The following is a 20665-nucleotide window of genomic DNA, read 5'->3' as shown; positions in this document are numbered from 1 at the left end:
GGTGATGTCGGTTTAGAAATGGGTTGGGCATTCAGGCTCTCGCCTTCAGTCTTTTGGCGCTTTTGAGATCGAGCGCCGCCCGCGCGGCGCTCGATCTCATGGGCGCAAAAGATCTCAAGACATGCGCGTATAAAAAAGGAGAGCCGAGGCTCTCCTTTTTTCTTCAACAACCCTCAGCCATCAGCCAATGGTCATCAGGCTGGCGTTACCACCCGCCGCCGCAGTGTTCACACTTACCGCCCGCTCGATCACCAGGCGTTCCAGCGCAATCTGATGATCCCCGCTGGACAGCCCGTGTACACCGACGATCGCCCCGGCACGCTTGGCCACCTGCTGGCACACGCCGCGCAGCTGGTCCGAGTCGCCATGGTGGATCACGGCGTCGAACGCCACTTCGTCCTTGCTCCAGTCCGCCACCAGCTTGACCTTGGCCTGCAGCTCTTTCGGCAGGCGAGCGCGCAGGGCCTTGCCAGGTTCGCCGTCTACCCACACCGCCGAGCTACCTACAGCCAGCACTGCGGCGAACTGCGCCAGCAGGTCGGCTTCGTTGTCAGCCAGGCACAGCACGTGCTCACGCGGCAGGATGGTATAGCTGTTGCGCTCGCCGGTCGGGCCTGGCAGCAGGCGGGCGATGCCGCTCTGCGACTGGCTGGCAAACTGGCTGCACAGCGCGCTCAGGTCGGCATGCTGGTTGCTCTCGGCCCAGGCTTTCAGACCGTGCAACGGCCTGATCAGCTGCTCGTGCAGGCTGCGGTCCGGCTTGCCTTCGCCGTCCTGCTGCTGGAAGTGGCGGCCGATCGCGTCCGCCGGGCGGGTCGAGAGCAGGCGGTACAGGTACAGCGGGCCGCCGGCTTTCGGGCCGGTGCCGGACAGGCCTTCACCACCGAACGGCTGCACGCCAACTACGGCACCGACAATGTTGCGGTTGACGTACATGTTGCCGGCTTTGGCGGTTTCCACCACCTTGGCGATGGTCTCGTCGATGCGGGTGTGCACGCCGAGGGTCAGGCCGTAACCGGAGTTGTTGATCTGCTCGATCAGCTGGTCCAGATTGCGGCGGTTGTAGCGCACCACGTGCAGCACCGGGCCGAAAATCTCACGCTTCAGTTCGTCGAAGCTTTCCAGTTCGATCAGGGTCGGCATGACGAAGGTACCGCGCTTGATCTCGGCAGCATCGGCAATCGCCACCTGGTAGACCGGGCGGCCTTTCTCGCGCATGCCCTGGATGTGCTTCTCGATGCCGGCCTTGGCTTCGGCGTCGATCACCGGGCCGATGTCCACGGCCAGGCGGTCCGGGCTACCCAGGCGGCTTTCGGCCATGGCGCCCTTGAGCATTTCGATCACGCGGTCGGCGGAGTCTTCCTGCAGGCACAGCACGCGCAGTGCCGAGCAACGCTGGCCGGCACTGTCGAAGGCCGAGGACACCACGTCGATCACCACCTGCTCGGTCAGCGCCGAGGAGTCGACGATCATCGCGTTCTGGCCACCGGTTTCGGCGATCAGCGGGATTGGTCGGCCTTGGTTGTCCAGGCGGCCGGCGACGTTGCGCTGCAGCAGGCGGGCGACTTCGGTGGAACCGGTGAACATCACGCCCTTGACGCGCTCGTCACCGACCAGGCCGGCACCGACGGTTTCGCCGCGGCCTGGCAGCAGTTGCAGCACGCCTTCCGGAATGCCGGCTTCCAGCAGCAGGCGCACGGCCTGGGCGGCGATCAGCGGGGTCTGCTCGGCCGGCTTGGCCAGCACCGGGTTACCGGCGGCCAGGGCCGCGGCCACCTGGCCGGTGAAGATCGCCAGCGGGAAGTTCCACGGGCTGATGCACACCACCGGGCCCAGTGGGCGGTGGGCGTCGTTGCTGAAGTCGTTGCGTGCCTGCACCGCGTAGTAGCGCAGGAAGTCTACCGCTTCACGCACTTCGGCAATGGCGTTGGCGAAGGTCTTGCCGGCTTCGCGGATGAGCAGGCCCATCAGCGGCTGAATCTCGGCTTCCATCAGGTCGGCGGTGCGTTCCAGGATGGCAGCACGTTCGGCTGGCGGGGTGGCCTGCCAGATCGGTGCGGCATTCAATGCGCACTGGATGGCGTTGTCGACGTCGGCGACAGTGGCTTCCTGCACATGGCCGACCACGTCGCGGTGGTCCGCCGGGTTCAGCACGGCGACGGCAGCGCTCTCGCTGGCGGCGCAGGCCAGCAGCGGGGCGGCTTTCCAGTCGTTGTGGGCAGTGGCCAGCATGGCGCAGGACAGCGACGCCAGGCGGTGTTCGTTGGCCATGTCGATGCCGGCCGAGTTGGCCCGCTCGCTGCCATATAGCTCACGCGGCAGCGGGATGCGCGGGTGCGGCAGGCCGATGCTGCCTTCCTGGGTGCCCATGCGCTCGATGCTGGCGACCGGGTCGGCGACCAGCTCCTGGATGGAGATCGAATGGTCGGCGATGCGGTTGACGAACGAAGTGTTGGCGCCGTTTTCCAGCAGGCGACGCACCAGGTAGGCCAGCAGCGTTTCGTGGGTGCCGACCGGTGCATAGACACGGCACGGGCGGTTCAGCTTGCCTTCGGAAATCTTGCCGACCACCTGCTCGTACAGCGGCTCGCCCATGCCGTGCAGGCACTGGAACTCGTACTGGCCCGGGTAGTAGTTCTGCCCGGCAATGTGATAGATGGCCGACAGGGTGTGGGCGTTGTGGGTGGCGAACTGCGGGTAGATGGCTTCAGGCACGGCCAGCAGCTTGCGGGCGCAGGCCACGTAGGACACGTCGGTGTACACCTTGCGGGTGTAGACCGGGTAGCCTTCCAGGCCTTCGACCTGGGCGCGCTTGATCTCGCTGTCCCAGTAGGCGCCTTTTACCAGGCGAATCATCAGGCGGTGGCGGCTGCGCTTGGCCAGGTCGATGACATAGTCGATCACGTAAGGGCAGCGCTTCTGGTAGGCCTGGATGACGAAGCCGATACCGTTCCAGCCGGCCAGCGAAGGTTCGAAGCACAGGCGCTCGAGCAGGTCGAGCGACAGCTCCAGGCGGTCGGCTTCCTCGGCGTCGATGTTCAGGCCGATGTCGTACTGCTTGGCCAGCAGGGTCAGCGACAGCAGGCGCGGGTACAGCTCTTCCATCACGCGCTCGTACTGGGCGCGGCTGTAGCGCGGGTGCAGGGCCGACAGCTTGATCGAGATGCCCGGGCCTTCATAGATGCCACGGCCATGGGAGGCCTTGCCGATCGAGTGGATGGCCTGCTCGTAGGACGCCAGGTACTTCTGCGCGTCATGCTCGGTCAGTGCGGCTTCGCCGAGCATGTCGTAGGAATAGCGGAAGCCCTTGGACTCGAAGCGGCTGGCGTTGGCCAGGGCTTCGGCGATGGTTTCGCCAGTGACGAACTGCTCGCCCATCAGGCGCATGGCCATGTCGACGCCCTTGCGGATCATCGGCTCGCCGCTCTTGCCGATAATACGGGTGAGCGAGGCAGTGAGGCCGGATTCGTTGTGGGTGGAGACCAGCTTGCCGGTCAGCAGCAGCCCCCAGGTGGCGGCGTTGACAAACAACGACGGGCTGTTGCCCAGGTGTGGCTGCCAGTTGCCGGTGCTGATCTTGTCGCGGATCAGCGCGTCACGGGTGCCCTTGTCGGGGATGCGCAGCAGGGCTTCGGCCAGGCACATCAGTGCCACGCCTTCCTGGGACGACAGCGAGAACTCCTGCAGCAGGCCCTGGACGATACCGGCACGGCCACCGGCGCTCTTCTGGTTACGCAGTTTTTCCGCAAGGCCGGCGGCCATCTTGTTGGTCGCCTCGGCCAGCGGGGCGCTCAGGCGAGCCTGCTCCAGCAGCATCGGCACCACTTCCTGTTCGGGGCGGCGGTAGGCGGCGGTAATCGCCGAGCGCAGCACCGACTGCGGCAGGATGCTCTCGGCGAACTCGAGGAAGCACTGGTGGCTGTGGTCGGGCTGGATTTCGCCGGCGTCGTCGGCCAGGTTGCTGGCGTGACCGTTGAGTTCGGTCAGGGTGGCACCACCCTCGAGCTTCTCCAGGTAGTTGAAGATCGCTTGCTTGATCAACCAGTGCGGCGTGCGGTCGATGGACTGCGCAGCTGCCTTGAGTCGCTCACGGGTCGGGTCATCGAGTTTGACCCCAAGGGTGGTCGTCGCCATTTCTTATCCTCGTTATTGCCACGGCTGTGGCCTAAGCTGGCGCCAAGAGTAGCTGTAGGACAATTCGGGTGCAACCAGGTGCAACCCTAATTTTCGATGAAAAAGGTGCAACTCGTCAGCTGCTCGGCCGTGCCCGCTGAAAAGGCGTGTTTTCGGTGCGTTTTATTCTGAAAAACGCCCTCATTGCTCCAAAAAGGAGCAAAAAACGGGCTTTATCGGAAAATGCGCTGGCAGGTGCAACTTGCAGGTGAAAAATGGTTGCACCCGCTTCGCGTTGTTGCATAGCATTCGCCGCCTGGGTGCAACCGCCATGGCTGCGGTTGTGCATGAGATAAAAACAAACGCCAGGGCACACATATGGGCAACCCACTAACGATCACGTTCGTGATCTACATCGCGGCAATGGTGCTGATCGGCTTCGCGGCCTATCGCTCCACCAAGAACCTTTCCGACTACATCCTTGGCGGTCGCAGCCTGGGCAGCGTGGTTACCGCGCTCTCCGCCGGTGCTTCCGACATGAGCGGCTGGCTGCTGATGGGCCTGCCAGGCGCCATCTACTTCGCCGGTTTGTCCGAAGCCTGGATTGCCATCGGCCTGACCGTCGGCGCCTACCTGAACTGGCTGTTCGTCGCTGGCCGCCTGCGCGTGCAGACCGAGCACAACGGCGATGCACTGACCCTGCCGGACTACTTCTCCAGCCGTTTCGAAGACCACAGCGGCCTGCTGCGGATCATTTCGGCCATCGTGATCCTGGTGTTCTTCACCATCTATTGCGCTTCCGGCATCGTTGCCGGTGCCCGCCTGTTCGAAAGCACCTTTGGCATGTCCTACGAAACCGCCCTGTGGGCCGGTGCGGCGGCGACCATTGCCTACACCTTCATTGGTGGCTTCCTGGCGGTGAGCTGGACCGATACCGTGCAGGCATCGCTGATGATCTTCGCGCTGATCCTCACCCCGGTTATCGTGCTGATTTCCACCGGCGGCTTCGATCAGACCTTCGCCGCTATCGAGGCGGTGAACCCGGCTCACTTCGACATGTTCAAGGGCGCGACCTTCATCGGCATCATTTCGCTGATGGGTTGGGGGCTGGGCTACTTCGGCCAGCCGCACATCCTGGCGCGCTTCATGGCCGCCGATTCGGTGAAGTCGATCGCCAAAGCTCGTCGCATCTCCATGACCTGGATGATCCTGTGCCTGGCCGGTACCTGTGCCGTAGGCTTCTTCGGCATCGCCTACTTCTCGGCTCACCCTGATCTGGCTGGCCCGGTCACCGAGAACCACGAGCGTGTGTTCATCGAGTTGGCCAAGATCCTGTTCAACCCGTGGGTCGCCGGTGTGCTGCTGTCGGCCATCCTGGCCGCCGTCATGAGTACCCTGAGCTGCCAGCTGCTGGTGTGCTCCAGCGCCCTGACCGAGGACTTCTACAAGGCCTTCCTGCGCAAGAACGCTTCGCAGGTCGAGCTGGTGTGGGTCGGTCGCCTGATGGTGCTGGCCGTGGCCCTGATCGCCATCGCCATGGCCGCCAACCCGGAAAACCGCGTGCTGGGCCTGGTGGCCTACGCCTGGGCCGGTTTCGGTGCCGCATTCGGCCCGGTGGTGCTGATTTCGGTGCTGTGGAAAGGCATGACCCGTAACGGCGCGCTGGCCGGTATCGTGGTCGGTGCGCTGACCGTGATCCTGTGGAAGCACTTCGACACCCTCGGGCTGTACGAGATCATCCCGGGCTTCCTGTTCGCCAGTATCGCCATCGTCTTGGTGAGCAAGCTGGGCAGCCCTTCGAAAGCGATGGTACAGCGCTTCGAAACGGCTGATGCGGCGTATCACGCTGACAAGTAATACCGGTTGAATCGGCGGCGCCTGCTTCGCGGGCCTGCCCGCTCCCACAGGAACTCCACAGCATTTGAGATCTGTGCAGGCCGTGTGGGAGCGGGCAAGCCCGCGAAGCAGCCCCCGCCGATCGACAGTCAGGCCTGACTCCGCCTGCAAGGCAAGGTAAACTTGCCACCCCCGCAGGAGTTGCCATGAATTATCGTCACGCCTTCCACGCCGGCAACCACGCCGACGTCCTCAAGCACATCGTGCTGACCCGCCTCATCGCCCTGATGTCGCGCAAGGAGCAGCCGTTCGCCTACATCGATACCCACGCAGGGCTCGGCTTGTACGACCTGCAAGGTGACCAGGCAACCCGCACCGGTGAATACCTGGAAGGGGTGGCCCGCCTGTGGAATCGCGATGACCTGCCGGCCATGGCTGCTGACTACCTGCGCATCATCAAGCGCCTGAATGCTGATGGCGAGCTGCGCTATTACCCTGGTTCGCCCGAGCTGGCCCGCCGCCTGATGCGCCAGCAGGACCGCGCCCTGCTCAACGAGAAGCACCCTGAGGACGGGCCGCTGCTCAAGGACAACATGAAGAAGGACCCGCGCGTGGTCGTGCACCTGGGCGAAGGTTGGCATGTGCCGCGCGCCCTGCTGCCGGTGCAGGAAAAGCGCGCGATCATGCTGGTCGACCCGCCGTTCGAACAGGCTGATGAGCTGAAGCGCTGCACCACGGCGATGAAAGAAGCGATCAGCCGCATGCGCCAGACGGTCGCGGCCATTTGGTATCCGATCAAGGACCAGCGCTCGCTGACCCGTTTCTACCAGGACCTGACCAGCACCGGCGCACCGAAACTGCTACGGGTCGAGCTGTACGTGCACCACCAGGACAGCCCGCAGGGCCTCAATGGTTCCGGCCTGGCCATCGCCAACCCGCCGTGGGGCCTGGAGGAAGAACTGCGCGAGCTGCTGCCATGGCTGGCCAAGGAGCTGGCGCAGACCGCCGGCAGCTTCCGCATGGACTGGCTGATCGCCGAGTAGGCTGCACCGCGATCCCTGTAGGCGCGGCCTCGTGTCGCGATGGGCCGCAAAGCGGCCCTGGCAGTTTTTGCTGCGAAGCTGAAAACCTGGGGCCGCTTTACGGCCCATTCGCGACACAAGGCCGCTCCTACAACGACCGCGCAGTTCGTGATGTTTGCGTTATAATCCCGCCCTTTAGCCGCCACCCGCCCAATGGGCCGCTGGCGCATTTCTACCGAATGAAGAGGCTGATCCCTTGGCATTGACGATTCTTGGCCTGTCCGGCGCCCTTAGCCATGACCCTTCCGCGGCCCTGTACATTGACGGCAAGCTGGTTGCCGCCGCCGAAGAAGAGCGCTTCGTGCGTGACAAGCATGCGAAGAACCGCATGCCCTACGAGTCGGCGAAGTTCTGCCTGGAGCAGGCCGGCATCAAGCCATCCGATGTCGACGTGGTAGCCATCCCGTTTGCCCCGATCAGCCTGTTCGGCAAGGCACGCTGGCACTACGCCAAGCGTTACTGGTACGCCCCGGACCGGGCCCTCGACGCCATCCTGATGGGCAACCGCCGCTACAAGCGCTACCGCAAGAAGATCGTCTGGTGCCTGGAGCAGCTGGGCTTCGACCCGAAAAAGGTCAAGATCGAGCCGGTCGAGCACCACCTGGCCCACGCCTCCAGCGCCTACCACTGCTCGGGCTTCAAGGAAAAGACCGCGATCCTCGGCATCGACGGTAAAGGCGAGTACGCCACCACCTTCTTTGGCTACGGCGAAAACGGCAAGATCCACAAGATCAAGGAATTCTTCGATCCGGATTCGCTGGGTGGCCTGTACGGGGCAATCACCGAGTTCCTCGGCTTCGAGATGCTCGACGGCGAGTTCAAGGTCATGGGCATGGCGCCGTATGGCGATGCCAGCAAGTACGACTTCTCGCGCCTGGCCAGCTTCGAAAACGGCGAACTGGTGATCAACACCGAGTACGCCAACGTGATCGGCCTGCGCCGCTATAAAGAGAAGGGCAAGGGCTTCTACTTCTCGCCGAAGCTGATCGAATGGCTGGGCCCCAAGCGCGAAGGCGACATCGCCGACGAGCCCTACATCCATTACGCGGCCAGCATGCAGGCGCTGTTCGAGAAAATCGCCCTGCAGATGATCGACCATTACCTGGGCGACACCCTGCGGGAAACCGGCAAGCTGGCCTTCGCTGGCGGCTGCGCGCTGAACGTCAAGCTCAACCAGAAGATCATCGCCCGTTCCGATGTGAAGGAACTGTTCGTGCAGCCGGCCTCTGGTGACGCCGGTACTGCCGTGGGCGCTGCCGCCTACGTTTCCCACGCCCGTGGCGTGCCGGTCGAGAAGATGGAACACGTCTACCTCGGCCCGTCGTACTCCAACGAAGACGTGATCGCCGCCTGTGCCCGTCATCCGAACGCGCCGAAGTGGCGCAAGCTCGACGACATGCCGCAGCGCATCGCCCGGATCATGGTCGATGGCAACCCGGTAGCCTGGTTCCAGGGCCGTATGGAGTTCGGTCCGCGTGCCCTGGGTGGCCGTTCGATCATCGGTTGCCCGAGCGTGCCGGGCGTGGCCGACCGCATCAACGAGCAGATCAAGTTCCGCGAGCGCTGGAGACCTTTCTGCCCGTCGATGCTCGACACCGTCGCCCCGCAGATGATCAAGGTCGACCACCCGGCACCATTCATGACCTTCACCTTCGAAGTGGCTGAAGAGTGGAAGACCCGCGTACCGGAAGTCGTTCACGAGGATGGCACGTCGCGGGCCCAGGTGCTCAAGCGCGAATACAACCCGCGCTACTATGACATGATGAAGGCGTTGGAAGACCTCACTGGCAACGGCGTGTCGCTCAACACCTCGCTGAACCGCCGTGGTGAACCGATGATCTGCTCGCCGACCGACGCCTTGAACATGTTCTTCGGCTCGGACCTGCAGTACCTGATCATGGAAGACATCCTGGTTGTGAAGGACGGTGCGGCCGCGTATGACCAGCCGCTCTGAACCGCGCATCCTGCAATTCTGCCATGGCTATGACGGGCCGTTCCTGGACTGTGCCCGTCAATACGCCAGCCTGTTCCAGGGGCATGGCTACCAGGTGACCACGGTGTTCCTCACCGGTGCTGCCGACCCGCAAGTGGCGGCCGGCTGTGCGTCGGACGAGGTACTGTTCCTCGAGTTCAGCTCCAAGGCCGTGCGTGGCCTGAAGCTCGGCGCTATCCGCGCGTTGCGGCGGATAGCGGCCGAGCGCAACTTCGCCTTCTGCATTGCCCATCGTTTCAAGCCGATCTATGTGGCGCTGCTCGGTACCAGCCTGCCGGTGATTGGCGTGCACCATGCCTTCGGCGACTATCAGCGCAAGGGCCGCCGGCTGTTCGCCAACCTGTTCAGCAAGCGCTTGAGCCTGCTCGGGGTGTCGGACGCCGTGCGTGATGACATGCGCCGCTGTCTGCCGCAGTGGCCGGCAGAGCGTATCCAGACCTTGTACAACCGCATCGATATCGACGCCCTGCAAGCGGCCCTGGCGCCGCGCGCCGAGGCTCGCCAGGCCCTGGGCCTGGATGCGCAGGCGTGGATTGTCGGCAATGTCGGGCGCCTGCACCCGGACAAGGACCAGGCCACCCTGTTGCGTGGCTTTGCCGAAGCGCTGCCGGGGCTGCCGACTGGCGCACGCCTGGCGATCCTCGGCAAGGGCCGCCTGGAGGCCAGGCTCAAGGCGCTGGCCGCCGAGCTGGGCATTGCCGGGCAGGTCGATTTCCTTGGCCAGGTGCCGGACGCGCGCCGTTATTTCCAGGCGTTCGACGTGTTCGCCCTCAGTTCCGACCATGAGCCGTTCGGCATGGTCCTGCTCGAGGCCATGGTTGCCGGTGTTCCAGTGCTGGCCACGGCCTGTGGCGGTGCGCGCGAAGTGGTCGAAGGGGTTGGCGTGCTGTTCCCGCTCGGCGATGCCGGGCAGCTGGCCCAAGGCCTCAAGCACCTGGCCGTGCTCGATGTGGCGCAGCGCCAGGCCTGTGCCGAACACATGCTGCAGCGCCTGCGTGAGCGTTTCTCCGACCAGGCGGTGCGCGAGGCCTTCTGGCAACTGCCACAGGTCCGCTCACTGGTAGGGAAGGCCTGATGCTCAACCGTATCCAGGCTTTCCGCGAGCGCGGTTGGCAAGCCATCGACGCCACGGCCTACGCCGAGGCATGGGCGCGCTTTGGCGGCAGTGTCGCCACCCATCCGCGGGTCGTCGAACAGTTGGCCGACCTAGCGCAGATCCCGGTGCGTTATCTCGGCTGGTACCAGGCCGGCGAGCTGAGGGCTGCCATCCCGACCTGGGGGCGCCACCTGGCGCTGTCCAAGGAGGTGCTCAAGCGTGCCGGCAAGAAAGCCCTGTTCGACCTGGGCAATGCCGAGATCATCCTGCCGGCGGCGGCCGATGCCGCGGCGCCGTTGCGCCATGCGGCGCGCTACCTGTCCGAACTGAACCAGGGTCGTTTCAGTGGCCTGAAGGTGCAGAAGGAACAGCTGGCCATGGCTCGCGCCCCGGAAGACCTGTCGAAGAAGTTCCGCTACAACCAGCGCCGCGAGCTGCGCCTGCTGGAGGAGGCGGGCGGCGTGGTGCGCCCGATCAGCGACTTCACCGCGCAGGAAATTGCCAGCATGTACTGCGAGCTGTTCCAGCGCCGCTGGGGCTTCCCGGCCACCGGTGCCGAGCGCATGGCTGACGTACTGGAACGCCTGCACGAGCTGCTGATCGGCGCGGTGCTGCTGCTGGACGGCAAGCCGATTGCGATCCAGCTGGTATACCGTGTCGAAGCGCCGGAGTGGCTCAGCGTGGAGTACATCAATGGTGGCGTCGACCCGGAAACCAAGGCCTTCAGCCCTGGCAGCGTACTGAGCTTCCTCAATACCCAGGCCGCCTGGGAGGACGCCCGTGCGCGCAACAAGCCGCTGCGGTTCTCGTTCGGCCGTGCCGATCGCGAATACAAGGACCGCTGGTGCAACCCAGTGCCGGTGTATCAGGCGTGAGCCGCAAGCAGCAGTTGCTCAAGCGCCATCGGCGCAACAAGCGCCTGGGCTTGCTGGTGGGCCTGGTCGCGCTGGTTGCGCTGGGCGCGTTCACCTGGTGGTGGCTACCGCTGCTGCTGTTGCCGCTGTTGTGGGCGGGTCATGAAGCCTGGTTTGCCGACCATCTGTTCTATGCGCCTGGCGAGGATTACGCCTACGACTTCGGCGATCAGGCCCGGGCGGTTGCCGCCAGCCTGGACGCTGGCCTGCTCAAGGCCGATTGCGCGCTGCAGGGCAACGAAACCTTGGTCCTCGAATTGCACGTGAAAAGCACCTGGCTGGGGCGCTTCTTCGACCCGTGGGTCGAACTGCTGGCTACCGGGCAGGACGACCGGCAAACTTTCGAGCGCGGTGTCGATGGCCTGCGCTTTCTCAACCTGAGCGGCCTGGCCGCGCCCCTGCAAGCCGGTTCGTTGCGCCTGCGTGGCCGTCATTGCCGGTTGCAAGGCCAGCCGCGCCTGTGGATAACCCCGCCGGTCGAACTGCAACGGCGTCGGGTCATGGTGATCGCGCCGCATGCCGATGATGCCGAGCTGGCCGCTTACGGTCTCTACAGCCAGGCCGACGAAGCTTGGGTGGTGACACTGACCGCCGGTGAAATCGAGGCTGAGCACTACCAGCAGATGGGCCTGGCCAAGGCCGAGGCTGCGCGATTGAAGGGCCGTCTGCGGGCCTGGGACAGTATCGCCGTGCCACGCTGGGCCGGTGTGCCGCAGTCGCGTTGCGTGCAACTGGGCTATTTCTGCCTGCAACTGCCTGCCATGCAGGCCGCGCCAGACCAGCCGGTTGCCTCTCGTGAGGCCGAGCTCGCCGATGTCCGTGTATTCCGCCAGTTCAACCCGTTCCCGCTGCCGGCCGACGCTGATGGTGCACCGACCTGGCAAAACCTGCTGGCCGACCTGCGGGCCGTGCTGGAAATGGCCAGGCCGCAGGTGCTGGTGATGCCACACCCGCAGCTCGACCCGCACCCTGACCACATCTGCGCCCAGGCGGCAGTGCTGGAGGCCTTGCAAGGCCTGGCCTGGCAGCCGCAAACCGTGCTTTGCTACGCCAACCACCTGCATGACAACGACCGCTGGCCGATGGGCAACAGTGGCGATGGCGTTGCCTTGCCACCGCAGTTGCGCACTGATCAGGCCTGGGCACCCTGCAGCCTGGTGCTGGACCTGCCGACCCAGCGTGACAAGGCCATGGCCTTGGGCATGATGCACGACCTGCAGCCGCCAGCGCCGTTCAAGCGCCGTGTGCGCCGCTTGTTGCAACGCTGGCTGGCCGGGCGGCGGCCATCGCCTTATGGGGAGAACGAATTCTTCCGCAAGGCCGTGCGCCGACATGAACTGTTCTGGCGGCGTGAGCTGTAGCTTCCCCATGGTTGACCGCGATGGCGCAGAGCGCCCAAGGAAAGCAATGAAAGTCCTATTTCTGGTGCAGAAGGAACAGCGGGCGATTCTTGACCGCCTGTACGATGGCGTCGCGGCCAACTGCGAATGCGACCTGCGCTGGCTGACCAGCGAAGACCAGCGCAACCTGCGCCGCTATTTCAAGCGGGAAGTGCAGGTCGAGCGCTATGACCGCATCGTGTTCTTCCTGCGTTTCAAGCAGGAGATTCGCCAGGCGGCGTTCATCCGCACGGTGCCGAACCTGGTCATCCTCGAGCATGACGCCTACCAGAACTACATCCCGTGCAAATACACCGGCAAGTTCAGTGCGCACTACCGTAAGCTGCCATGGGCGCGAGTGATCAGCTCTGGCTACATGGTCAGCGAGCGCCTGCGCCAGGAAGGTTTCGATGCCGTGTTCGTGCCCAAGGGCTACGACGAGCAGTTGCTGAGTGACCAGGGGCGTGAGCGTGACATCGAACTGGCCTTTGTCGGCAGCACCAACAGCGTGGCCTACAGCGGCCGCAAGGCGTTGCTGGACGAGCTGGGCCGGGTCGAGAACCTGGTGGTGACCCGCACCAAGTCGGGTGAGGACTACTGCAACACGCTCAACCGCATCCGCTTCTTCGTCAGTGCCGACGTCGGCATGGGCGAATACATGATCAAGAACTTCGAAGCCATGGCCTGTGGCTGTGTGTTGCTGGCATATGACCAGGGCGAGCAAGAGAACCGCGCGCTGGGCCTGCAGGACATGCACAACGTGGTGTTCTATGACAGCATTCCGACCTTGCAGGAAAAGCTCCGCCGCTTGCGCGCGGAACCTGAACTGGCCCGGCGGATTGCTGAAAATGGCCGCCATCTGGCGGTTTCCCGTTTTAGTTTCGCCGCAGTTGGACGTAGCATCGTCGACCATATGCGTCCGGCGCTCAGGCCTCACCCGCCGTTGTCTGCATGGCAGCGGTTGCGCCTGACGCTGGGGATCTAACCGAACATTTTTCGGTCCTAGACAGCGAAAATCGACAGTCGCTACGTGGAGGGAGTCCGGTGCGCTTTTCAAATGAGAGTGATGTCACGCTTGTCGTGACTAGCTGTGGGCGGTTCGATCTGCTCAAAGATACCCTTGAGAGTTTCGACCGTTGCAACACCGCGCCGATTCGTGAGGTCTTCATCACTGAAGATTCTGGTGACGAAGCCGTGCATGGCGCTGTGCCGGAGCACTGGAAACCGCACTGCAAGGTGTTCGTGAACCAGCCAAAACTTGGCCAACTGCCGTCTATCGACCTGGCCTACAGCCACGTCAGGACGCCCTATATCTTCCATTGCGAGGACGACTGGCATTTCTATCGCCAGGGTTTCGTCGAAGATTCCCGCGCCGTTCTTGAGCTCCGTCCGGACATCCTGCAAGTATGGCTGCGCAGCCATGCCCACGATCTGGCCGTGCACAGCCCCTACATTCGTCTGGGCGAGCGCTTGTCGATCGGCGGCGTACCCTGCTACCCGCTGCTCTCCGACAAGGCCGAATGGCAGGCATTTTCGCTCAACCCGGGCTTGCGCCGGTTGAGCGATTACCAGCGCTGCGCGCCGTATGCCGCCTATTCCGGGGAGAAGGCCCTTTCCCGTCGTTACGCGGAACTGAACCTGTCTGCCGTGACCCTGGAAGGTGATGCGGTGCTGCACACCGGATGGGGTAACCACGTGACCTTGCCCGTTGAAGTGGAACGCAAGGCCAGGCGCCGTCAACGTGATCGGATGAAACTGGCATTGACGCTGGTTGCGGGTGCCTTGATTGGGGTAGGTATCAGCCTCCTGGTTCAATGATGTCGCTGTCCCACCTAACATGAGCGGGAGAGGACTCATGAACATCGTCAATGTGATGTGGGCCGGCGGAGCGCCGTACATGTCCATCCACAAGGTGCATCGACAGGTGCTGTTGCACGCTGGCGCCGATGCCCGGATCAGTAACTGGTTGCTGCTTGGCAGTGGGCTTTGTTGCGGGCTTGGGTCGACCCGCGAATGGCACCTGCCGTCACGTGCGTTGAAAGGGCGGCACCTCTGGCGACTGCTGCGTCCATGGCTGCGCATGCGCCTGCACAAGGCGCTGGTGGCGGCGCAGGCGGACATCCTCCTGCTCGACGGTGTAGGGGTGGCGCGCCTGCTGTTGCCGACCTTGCAGCGGCTGCCGCAGGTGCGGGCCAAGGTGCTGTTCCACGGCGAGACGCGCCTGGATGCCAGTGATGTGCGCCTGTTGCGCATGCTGCCTGCCGAGCGCCTGAGTGTCGCGGCGGTTTCGCAGACCCTGGCCGAGTCGCTGCAGCGTGACCTTGGCAGGCCGGTGCAGACCCTGCGCATGGCGCTTGATCCGCAGGCTTTCGCTGCGCCGTTGTTGAGCCGGGAGGCGGCCAGGCAGGCCCTGCAATTGCCTCCGGCAGCTGGGGTGATGCTGGGGGCCGTTGGGCGATTGGTGCACAGCAAAGGTTTCGAGATGCTGATCGAAGCGTTCGCCAAGGCCAGCGCGCGTCAGCCGGGCCTGCAATTGGCGATCGTCGGCGCTGGGCCCTTGCACCGGGTGTTACAGGCCCGTATCGACGCCCTGGGCCTTATCGGCCGTGTTCATCTGTGCGGGCACCGCGACGATCTGCAACAGCTGTATCGGGCATTCGATTGGCTACTGATACCTTCGCGCTCCGAAGGCCTCGGGCTGGTGGTGCAGGAAGGCGTCATGGCCGGAGTGCCGCTGGTATGCAGCGACCTGCAAGTGTTTCGCGAGCAGTTGGGAGATACCGGTGGTTACCTGCCGGTTGGGGATGAGCAGGCCTGGGCCGAGGCGATCGAGCGCTGCGCCTCGCTCGATGGCCCCGCAGTTGCCGCACAGCAACACCAGGCACTTGCCCCCGAACAGGCCTGGCAAGCATTCTGCACCGGTTCCCACAGTCTGTTGCGCAACTGATGCTCAGCGGGCGAGCAATGCCGCCTCGAAGGCGGCGAGGGGGAACCGCTCGCCGAGCTTTTCCCGTTCGATATAGCGCACCATGTGCTGGACGTTGCGCCGGATCATGCGCGCCGATAGCGGCGGGCGCAGGAAGCGCATGTCAGCCACGTCGATCAGCCCCAACTGCTGGTCGGGCGTGACCACTACATTGCCCAGGTGCAACGAGCGGAAATACACCCCGCTGCGGTGCAACTGGTGAATCAACTCGATCAGCCGCGGCAGGTAAACCTCCCAGCTGAACCCTTCATCACGCGACATCTGCAACAGGGTGCGCCCCGGCAGCGGCCGATACAGCACGGCGGTGCGGCCTGGCAGGTCGAGCTTGTGCTGGCTGATTACCTGCAGGGTGGGAATACCCATTTGCGACAGGCGTGCGGCGTTGTCGACGAAGCGTTGCGAGTACGGACGCAGCAGTGCAGATGAAATCAGCCGCTTCCTGCGAAAAACCTTGAGGAAATTACCATCCGCGAGCAGGTAGACTTTCGCACCATGGCTATCTGCCTCTAGCACCTGGGCGCCTAGTGTCAGCTGATCGAAGTCGACCTGGTTGAGCCGGGAGCATTGCATGAAAAGAGCCTTGTCATCGGGCGAACGAAATGACCGGCAATAATGCCGAAAATAATGTTGTTGCACCATTGGATGGTGTATTTGATTCATCGGGGGAAAGGATGTTGTATCAGAAAAACTGGGCGAAGGCCTGGTTGGGCTTTGGTCTGGTCTGGTTCCTGGCAGCTATTGCCCTGGCGCCGAGCAACAAGGTCTATCAGCAAGGCCTGGTGTTGTTCCTGTGGTTGCCGACGCTGGTCCTGGCATGGTCTGCCAGGCAGGTACTGCTGCAGGCCTGGAAGCTTCAGCCCGCTTTATGGGGGAGTGTGCTGTTGCTGTTGGCGTGGAGCGCGCTGAGCCTGGCATGGTCGGTGGGCGAAGAGCCGGGACGTGAGGCCAAGCGCCTGCTCTACATTCTCGTCTTCCTGTTGGCGTTCCCGTTGCTCGCGCAGCTTGGCCAGGCACGCATTCGCCAGTTGCTGCTGGTCGGTAGCGCTCTACTGGCCGTGGCTGCACTGGTTTCGGTGGTTCATTTCTACGCCATGCAGGGCTACCCTTTACTGGCTCGCCTGCAAGGCATCGGCGAAATATCGCACCCGATCCTGGGCGCCTACGTCATCGGTTCGGCCGCGCTTGTCCTGCTGTACCAGCCGCCACAGCAGCGCGGCCTGCAACTGGCGTGGCTGGCGGCCCTGGCTTGTCTGGGGCTGTTCGTCATGCTCAGCCAGAGCCGTGGGGCCATACTGGCCCTGGCGCTCACGGTGATTCTCGCCCCGCTGTGGTTTCGCGATCGCCACAGCCGGGTGTTTGCCATGCTGGCCGCGCTTGCCACCGGCCTGGCCTTGTATTTCCTGTATGACCTCATCGCCCACCGTGGCTCGTCCTATCGGCCGGAAATCTTCCATTCCGCGGTCGACATGATTGCCGTGCATCCCTGGACCGGCCTTGGCCTGGGGGCGGCCTACGACGTGACGGTGGGCAAGATGCACTTCGACCACACCCACAACATGTTCACCCATGTCGCTGTTGAGCTGGGCCTGCCCGGCATGCTGCTGTGGGTCATGGTATGGCTGTACACGCTGGGTGAAATCGTGCGGGCACGTGGCACCCTGTTCGGCAAGGTCCTGCTCGGTTTCTGGGTCTACTCGACGCTGGCCATGCAATTCGATGCCGCCAGCCTCACCGGTACGCCGCGTGCCGAATGGTTCATCAGCTGGCTGCCGGTGGGCCTGGTCATGTTGCTGCCATGGGGGCGTGCCGAAAATGATGCCTGTGGTAAAATTTCCGGTTCAACCTGAACAGCGAGCTCGATAATGGCCGAAACACCGCGACCGGCGGAACACACCTCCAGCCTGAAGATCTACTTCCGGCTGTTGAGCTATGTGAAACCCTATGTCGGCATTTTCCTGCTGAGCATCATTGGTTTCGTGGTCTTTGCCTCGACCCAGCCCATGCTGGCCGGCATCCTCAAGTATTTCGTCGATGGGCTGAGCAACCCCGAAGCGGTGTTGTTCCCCAACGTCCCCTACCTGCGCGACCTGCAACTGTTGCAGGCGGTGCCGCTGCTGATCATCCTGATCGCCGCGTGGCAGGGCCTGGGTTCGTTCCTCGGCAACTACTTCCTGGCCAAGGTGTCCTTGTGCCTGGTGCACGACCTGCGCGTGGAGTTGTTCAACAAGTTGCTGGTACTGCCCAACCGCTACTTCGACAACCACAACTCCGGGCACTTGATCTCGCGCATCACCTTCAACGTGACCATGGTCACCGGTGCGGCCACCGATGCGATCAAGGTGGTGATCCGTGAAGGCCTGACGGTGGTGTTCCTGTTCGCCTACCTGCTGTGGATGAACTGGCACCTGACCTTGGTGATGGTTGCCATCCTGCCGGTGATCGCGGTAATGGTCAGCGTCGCCAGCAAGAAATTCCGCAAGCAGAGCAAGAAGATCCAGGTGGCCATGGGCGACGTGACCCATGTTGCCTCGGAAACCATCCAGGGCTATCGCGTGGTCCGCAGCTTTGGCGGCGAAGCCTACGAGGAGCAGCGTTTCGCCAAGGCCAGCCAGAGCAACACCGACAAGCAGCTGCGCATGACCAAGACCGGCTCGCTGTACACGCCGATGCTGCAACTGGTGATCTACTCGGCCATGGCTGCGCTGATGTTCCTGGTGCTGTTCCTGCGCGGTGAGTCCACTGCCGGTGACCTGGTGGCCTATATCACCGCCGCCGGCCTGCTGCCCAAGCCGATTCGACAGCTTTCCGAGGTCAGTTCGACCATCCAGAAGGGCCTGGCCGGTGCCGAGAGCATCTTCGAGCAACTGGACGAAACGCCTGAAGTGGACACCGGTACCGTCGAGAAGGAGCGGGTGGAAGGGCGCCTGGAAGTGCGCAACCTGAGCTTCACCTACCCCGGCACCGAGCGCGAAGTGCTCAGCGACATCAGCTTCGTCGCCGAGCCTGGGCAGATGATCGCCCTGGTCGGCCGCTCGGGCAGCGGCAAGTCGACCCTGGCGGCGTTGATCCCGCGCTTCTATCACCACGACCAGGGGCAGATCCTGCTCGATGGCGTGGAGATCGAGAACTACCGCCTGCGCAACCTGCGGCGCCACGTTTCGCAGGTGACCCAGCACGTCACCCTGTTCAACGATACCGTGGCCAACAACATCGCCTACGGCGACTTGGCCGGGGCACCGCGCGCCGACATCGAAGCTGCTGCGGCCGATGCCTATGCCAAGGAGTTCGTCGACCGCTTGCCGAAAGGCTTCGATACCGAAGTGGGCGAGAATGGCGTACTGCTCTCCGGCGGCCAGCGCCAGCGCCTGGCCATCGCCCGGGCATTGCTGAAAAACGCACCGCTGTTGATCCTCGACGAAGCCACCTCGGCGCTGGACACCGAGTCCGAGCGGCATATCCAGGCTGCCTTGGACCATGTGATGCAAGGCCGTACCACGCTGGTAATCGCCCACCGCCTGTCGACCATCGAGAAGGCCGACCAGATCCTGGTAATGGATCAGGGCCGTCTGGTCGAGCGCGGCACCCATGCCGAGTTGCTCGCGGCCAATGGCCATTATGCCCGCCTGCATGCCATGGGCCTGGATGAGCCGGCCAAGGCCGATATCACCTGAACCTTCGTTGATCGGGGCCGTCACGGCCCCGATTGTCACGGGAATTTTCCTGGGCTGATATGGCCGTAAAGCCGTCGCCAACCCTGTGCTAATATCCTGCCCCTGTTCATTATTTTCATATGGGTTGCCCATGAAGTTGTCCATGCCGCGTTTCGATCAAGCCCCGGTACTGGTGGTCGGCGATGTCATGCTCGACCGCTACTGGCATGGCGGTACTTCGCGTATCTCGCCTGAAGCGCCGGTCCCGGTGGTCAAGGTCGATCAGATCGAGGATCGCCCCGGCGGCGCGGCCAACGTTGCCTTGAACATCGCCGCCCTGGGTGCACCGGCGGCGCTGATCGGCGTTACCGGCCAGGACGAGGCTGCCGACAGCCTGGCCAACAGCCTGCAGGCTGCCGGCGTGCGCTCGGTGTTCCAGCGCATCGCGCACCAGCCGACCATCGTCAAGCTGCGGGTCATGAGCCGTCACCAGCAGCTGCTGCGCATCGATTTCGAAGAACCGTTCGCCACCGACCCGCTGTCGCTGGGGGCCGAGGTCGACAACCTGCTCGAAGGCGTCAAGGTGCTGGTCCTGTCCGACTACGGCAAGGGCGCACTGAAAAACCACCAGAGCCTGATCGAGGCGGCACGGGCCAAAGGCATTCCGGTGCTCGCCGACCCCAAGGGCAAGGACTTCTCCATCTACCGTGGCGCGAGCCTGATCACCCCGAACCTCAGCGAGTTCGAGGCCATCGTCGGCCGTTGCGCCGATGAGGCCGACCTGGTCGCCAAGGGCCTGCAACTGTTGCAGGATCTGGACCTGGGCGCCTTGCTGGTGACCCGTGGCGAGCACGGCATGACCCTGTTGCGCAGCGGCCAGCCGGCGCTGCACCTGCCGGCGCGGGCGCGGGAAGTATTCGACGTGACCGGTGCCGGCGATACCGTCATCTCCACCCTCGCGGCAGCCATCGCTGCCGGTGAGGACCTGCCGCACGCGGTGGCCCTGGCCAACCTGGCGGCGGGCATCGTGGTCGGCAAGCTGGGTACGGCGGCAATCAGCGCCCCTGAACTGCGCCGGGCCATCCAGCGTGAAGAAGGCTCCGAGCGCGGTGTGCTGGGCCTGGAGCAACTGCTGTTGGCGATCGACGACGCGCGGGCGCACAAAGAGAAGATCGTCTTTACCAACGGTTGCTTCGACATCCTGCATGCCGGGCATGTCACCTACCTGGAGCAGGCCCGTGCCCAGGGCGACCGCCTGATCGTCGCGGTCAACGACGATGCCTCGGTCAGCCGCCTGAAAGGGCCGGGCCGGCCGATCAACAGCGTCGACCGGCGCATGGCCGTACTGGCCGGGCTGGGCGCGGTGGACTGGGTGATCAGCTTCCCGGAGGGTACCCCGGAGAACCTGCTGAGCCAGGTCAAGCCGGATGTGCTGGTCAAGGGTGGTGATTACGGCATCGACCAGGTGGTGGGCGCCGATATCGTCAAGGCTTATGGCGGTACCGTGAAGGTGCTGGGGCTGGTCGAGAACAGCTCGACCACGGCGATCGTCGAGAAGATCCGCAAGCACTGACCTGCCCTTGGGGGTCGCTCCGCGGCCCATCGCGACACAAGGC

The 20665-nt window shown here is 63.8% G+C and carries 14 protein-coding genes; 12 read left to right on the top strand and 2 right to left on the bottom strand.

The window, feature by feature from the left end; translation table 11 throughout:
- Window positions 1–180: 180 nt before the first annotated feature.
- Window positions 181–4134 carry a trifunctional transcriptional regulator/proline dehydrogenase/L-glutamate gamma-semialdehyde dehydrogenase gene (gene putA, locus HU763_RS22165; RefSeq protein ID WP_186684389.1) on the bottom strand — a complete coding sequence of 1318 codons (3954 nt, stop codon included), beginning with the start codon at window positions 4132–4134 and terminating at the stop codon, window positions 181–183.
- 357 nt (window positions 4135–4491) lie between these two features.
- Between putA and putP the strand changes: the two genes are divergently transcribed.
- The 9 genes from putP to HU763_RS22120 all read left to right on the top strand — a co-directional run bounded on the left by putP (window position 4492) and on the right by HU763_RS22120 (window position 15360).
- Window positions 4492–5970 (top strand): sodium/proline symporter PutP, encoded by a 1479-nt coding sequence (gene putP, locus HU763_RS22160; RefSeq protein WP_186684391.1) that lies wholly within the window; start codon window positions 4492–4494, stop codon window positions 5968–5970.
- 185 nt (window positions 5971–6155) lie between these two features.
- Window positions 6156–6992, top strand: coding sequence for a 23S rRNA (adenine(2030)-N(6))-methyltransferase RlmJ (locus HU763_RS22155; protein ID WP_186684393.1), 837 nt, complete (start codon window positions 6156–6158; stop codon window positions 6990–6992).
- A 235-nt stretch (window positions 6993–7227) separates the two neighbouring features.
- Window positions 7228–8985 carry a carbamoyltransferase family protein gene (locus HU763_RS22150; RefSeq protein ID WP_186684395.1) on the top strand — a complete coding sequence of 586 codons (1758 nt, stop codon included), beginning with the start codon at window positions 7228–7230 and terminating at the stop codon, window positions 8983–8985.
- On the top strand, window positions 8969–10099 hold the full coding sequence (locus HU763_RS22145; protein ID WP_186684397.1) for a glycosyltransferase: 1131 nt from the start codon (window positions 8969–8971) through the stop codon (window positions 10097–10099). The genes HU763_RS22150 and HU763_RS22145 overlap by 17 nt, the downstream gene beginning before the upstream one ends.
- Complete coding sequence (locus HU763_RS22140) at window positions 10099–10995, top strand: antimicrobial resistance protein Mig-14 (RefSeq protein WP_186684399.1); 897 nt, start codon at window positions 10099–10101, stop codon at window positions 10993–10995. Before HU763_RS22145 ends, HU763_RS22140 begins: the two co-directional genes overlap by 1 nt.
- Window positions 10992–12395, top strand: a complete 1404-nt coding sequence (locus HU763_RS22135) for a PIG-L deacetylase family protein (protein ID WP_186684401.1) — start codon at window positions 10992–10994, stop codon at window positions 12393–12395. Before HU763_RS22140 ends, HU763_RS22135 begins: the two co-directional genes overlap by 4 nt.
- 46 nt (window positions 12396–12441) lie before the next feature.
- Window positions 12442–13398 (top strand): glycosyltransferase family protein, encoded by a 957-nt coding sequence (locus HU763_RS22130; RefSeq protein ID WP_170033084.1) that lies wholly within the window; start codon window positions 12442–12444, stop codon window positions 13396–13398.
- Between the two features lie 59 nt (window positions 13399–13457).
- Window positions 13458–14231 (top strand): glycosyltransferase family 2 protein, encoded by a 774-nt coding sequence (locus tag HU763_RS22125; protein WP_170033082.1) that lies wholly within the window; start codon window positions 13458–13460, stop codon window positions 14229–14231.
- A 37-nt stretch (window positions 14232–14268) separates the two neighbouring features.
- Window positions 14269–15360, top strand: coding sequence for a glycosyltransferase (locus HU763_RS22120; RefSeq protein WP_186684403.1), 1092 nt, complete (start codon window positions 14269–14271; stop codon window positions 15358–15360).
- 3 nt (window positions 15361–15363) lie between these two features.
- On the opposite strand, the gene HU763_RS22115 is transcribed toward HU763_RS22120, so the two are convergent.
- Window positions 15364–15969, bottom strand: a complete 606-nt coding sequence (locus HU763_RS22115) for a toluene tolerance protein (RefSeq protein WP_186684405.1) — start codon at window positions 15967–15969, stop codon at window positions 15364–15366.
- A 101-nt stretch (window positions 15970–16070) separates the two neighbouring features.
- Here HU763_RS22115 and HU763_RS22110 point away from each other — a divergent pair, with 101 nt between their 5' ends.
- From HU763_RS22110 to hldE, 3 genes are all read left to right on the top strand, one after another.
- Window positions 16071–17246: an O-antigen ligase family protein gene (locus HU763_RS22110; protein WP_186684407.1), complete on the top strand. Its 1176-nt coding sequence runs from the start codon at window positions 16071–16073 to the stop codon at window positions 17244–17246.
- A gap of 15 nt (window positions 17247–17261) precedes the next feature.
- The gene (gene msbA, locus HU763_RS22105) at window positions 17262–19070 is read left to right on the top strand and encodes a lipid A export permease/ATP-binding protein MsbA (protein ID WP_170033074.1); all 1809 of its coding nucleotides are present in this window, start codon (window positions 17262–17264) and stop codon (window positions 19068–19070) included.
- A gap of 130 nt (window positions 19071–19200) precedes the next feature.
- Entirely contained in the window at window positions 19201–20622 is a 1422-nt protein-coding gene (gene hldE / locus HU763_RS22100) for a bifunctional D-glycero-beta-D-manno-heptose-7-phosphate kinase/D-glycero-beta-D-manno-heptose 1-phosphate adenylyltransferase HldE (RefSeq protein WP_170033072.1), read from the top strand.
- Window positions 20623–20665: the final 43 nt, after the last annotated feature.

The organism is Pseudomonas anuradhapurensis (assembly GCF_014269225.2).
GTDB lineage: Bacteria > Pseudomonadota > Gammaproteobacteria > Pseudomonadales > Pseudomonadaceae > Aquipseudomonas > Aquipseudomonas anuradhapurensis.
Note: the sequence above shows the minus strand (reverse complement) of the source record. Positions and strands in the feature narration are given on the sequence as shown.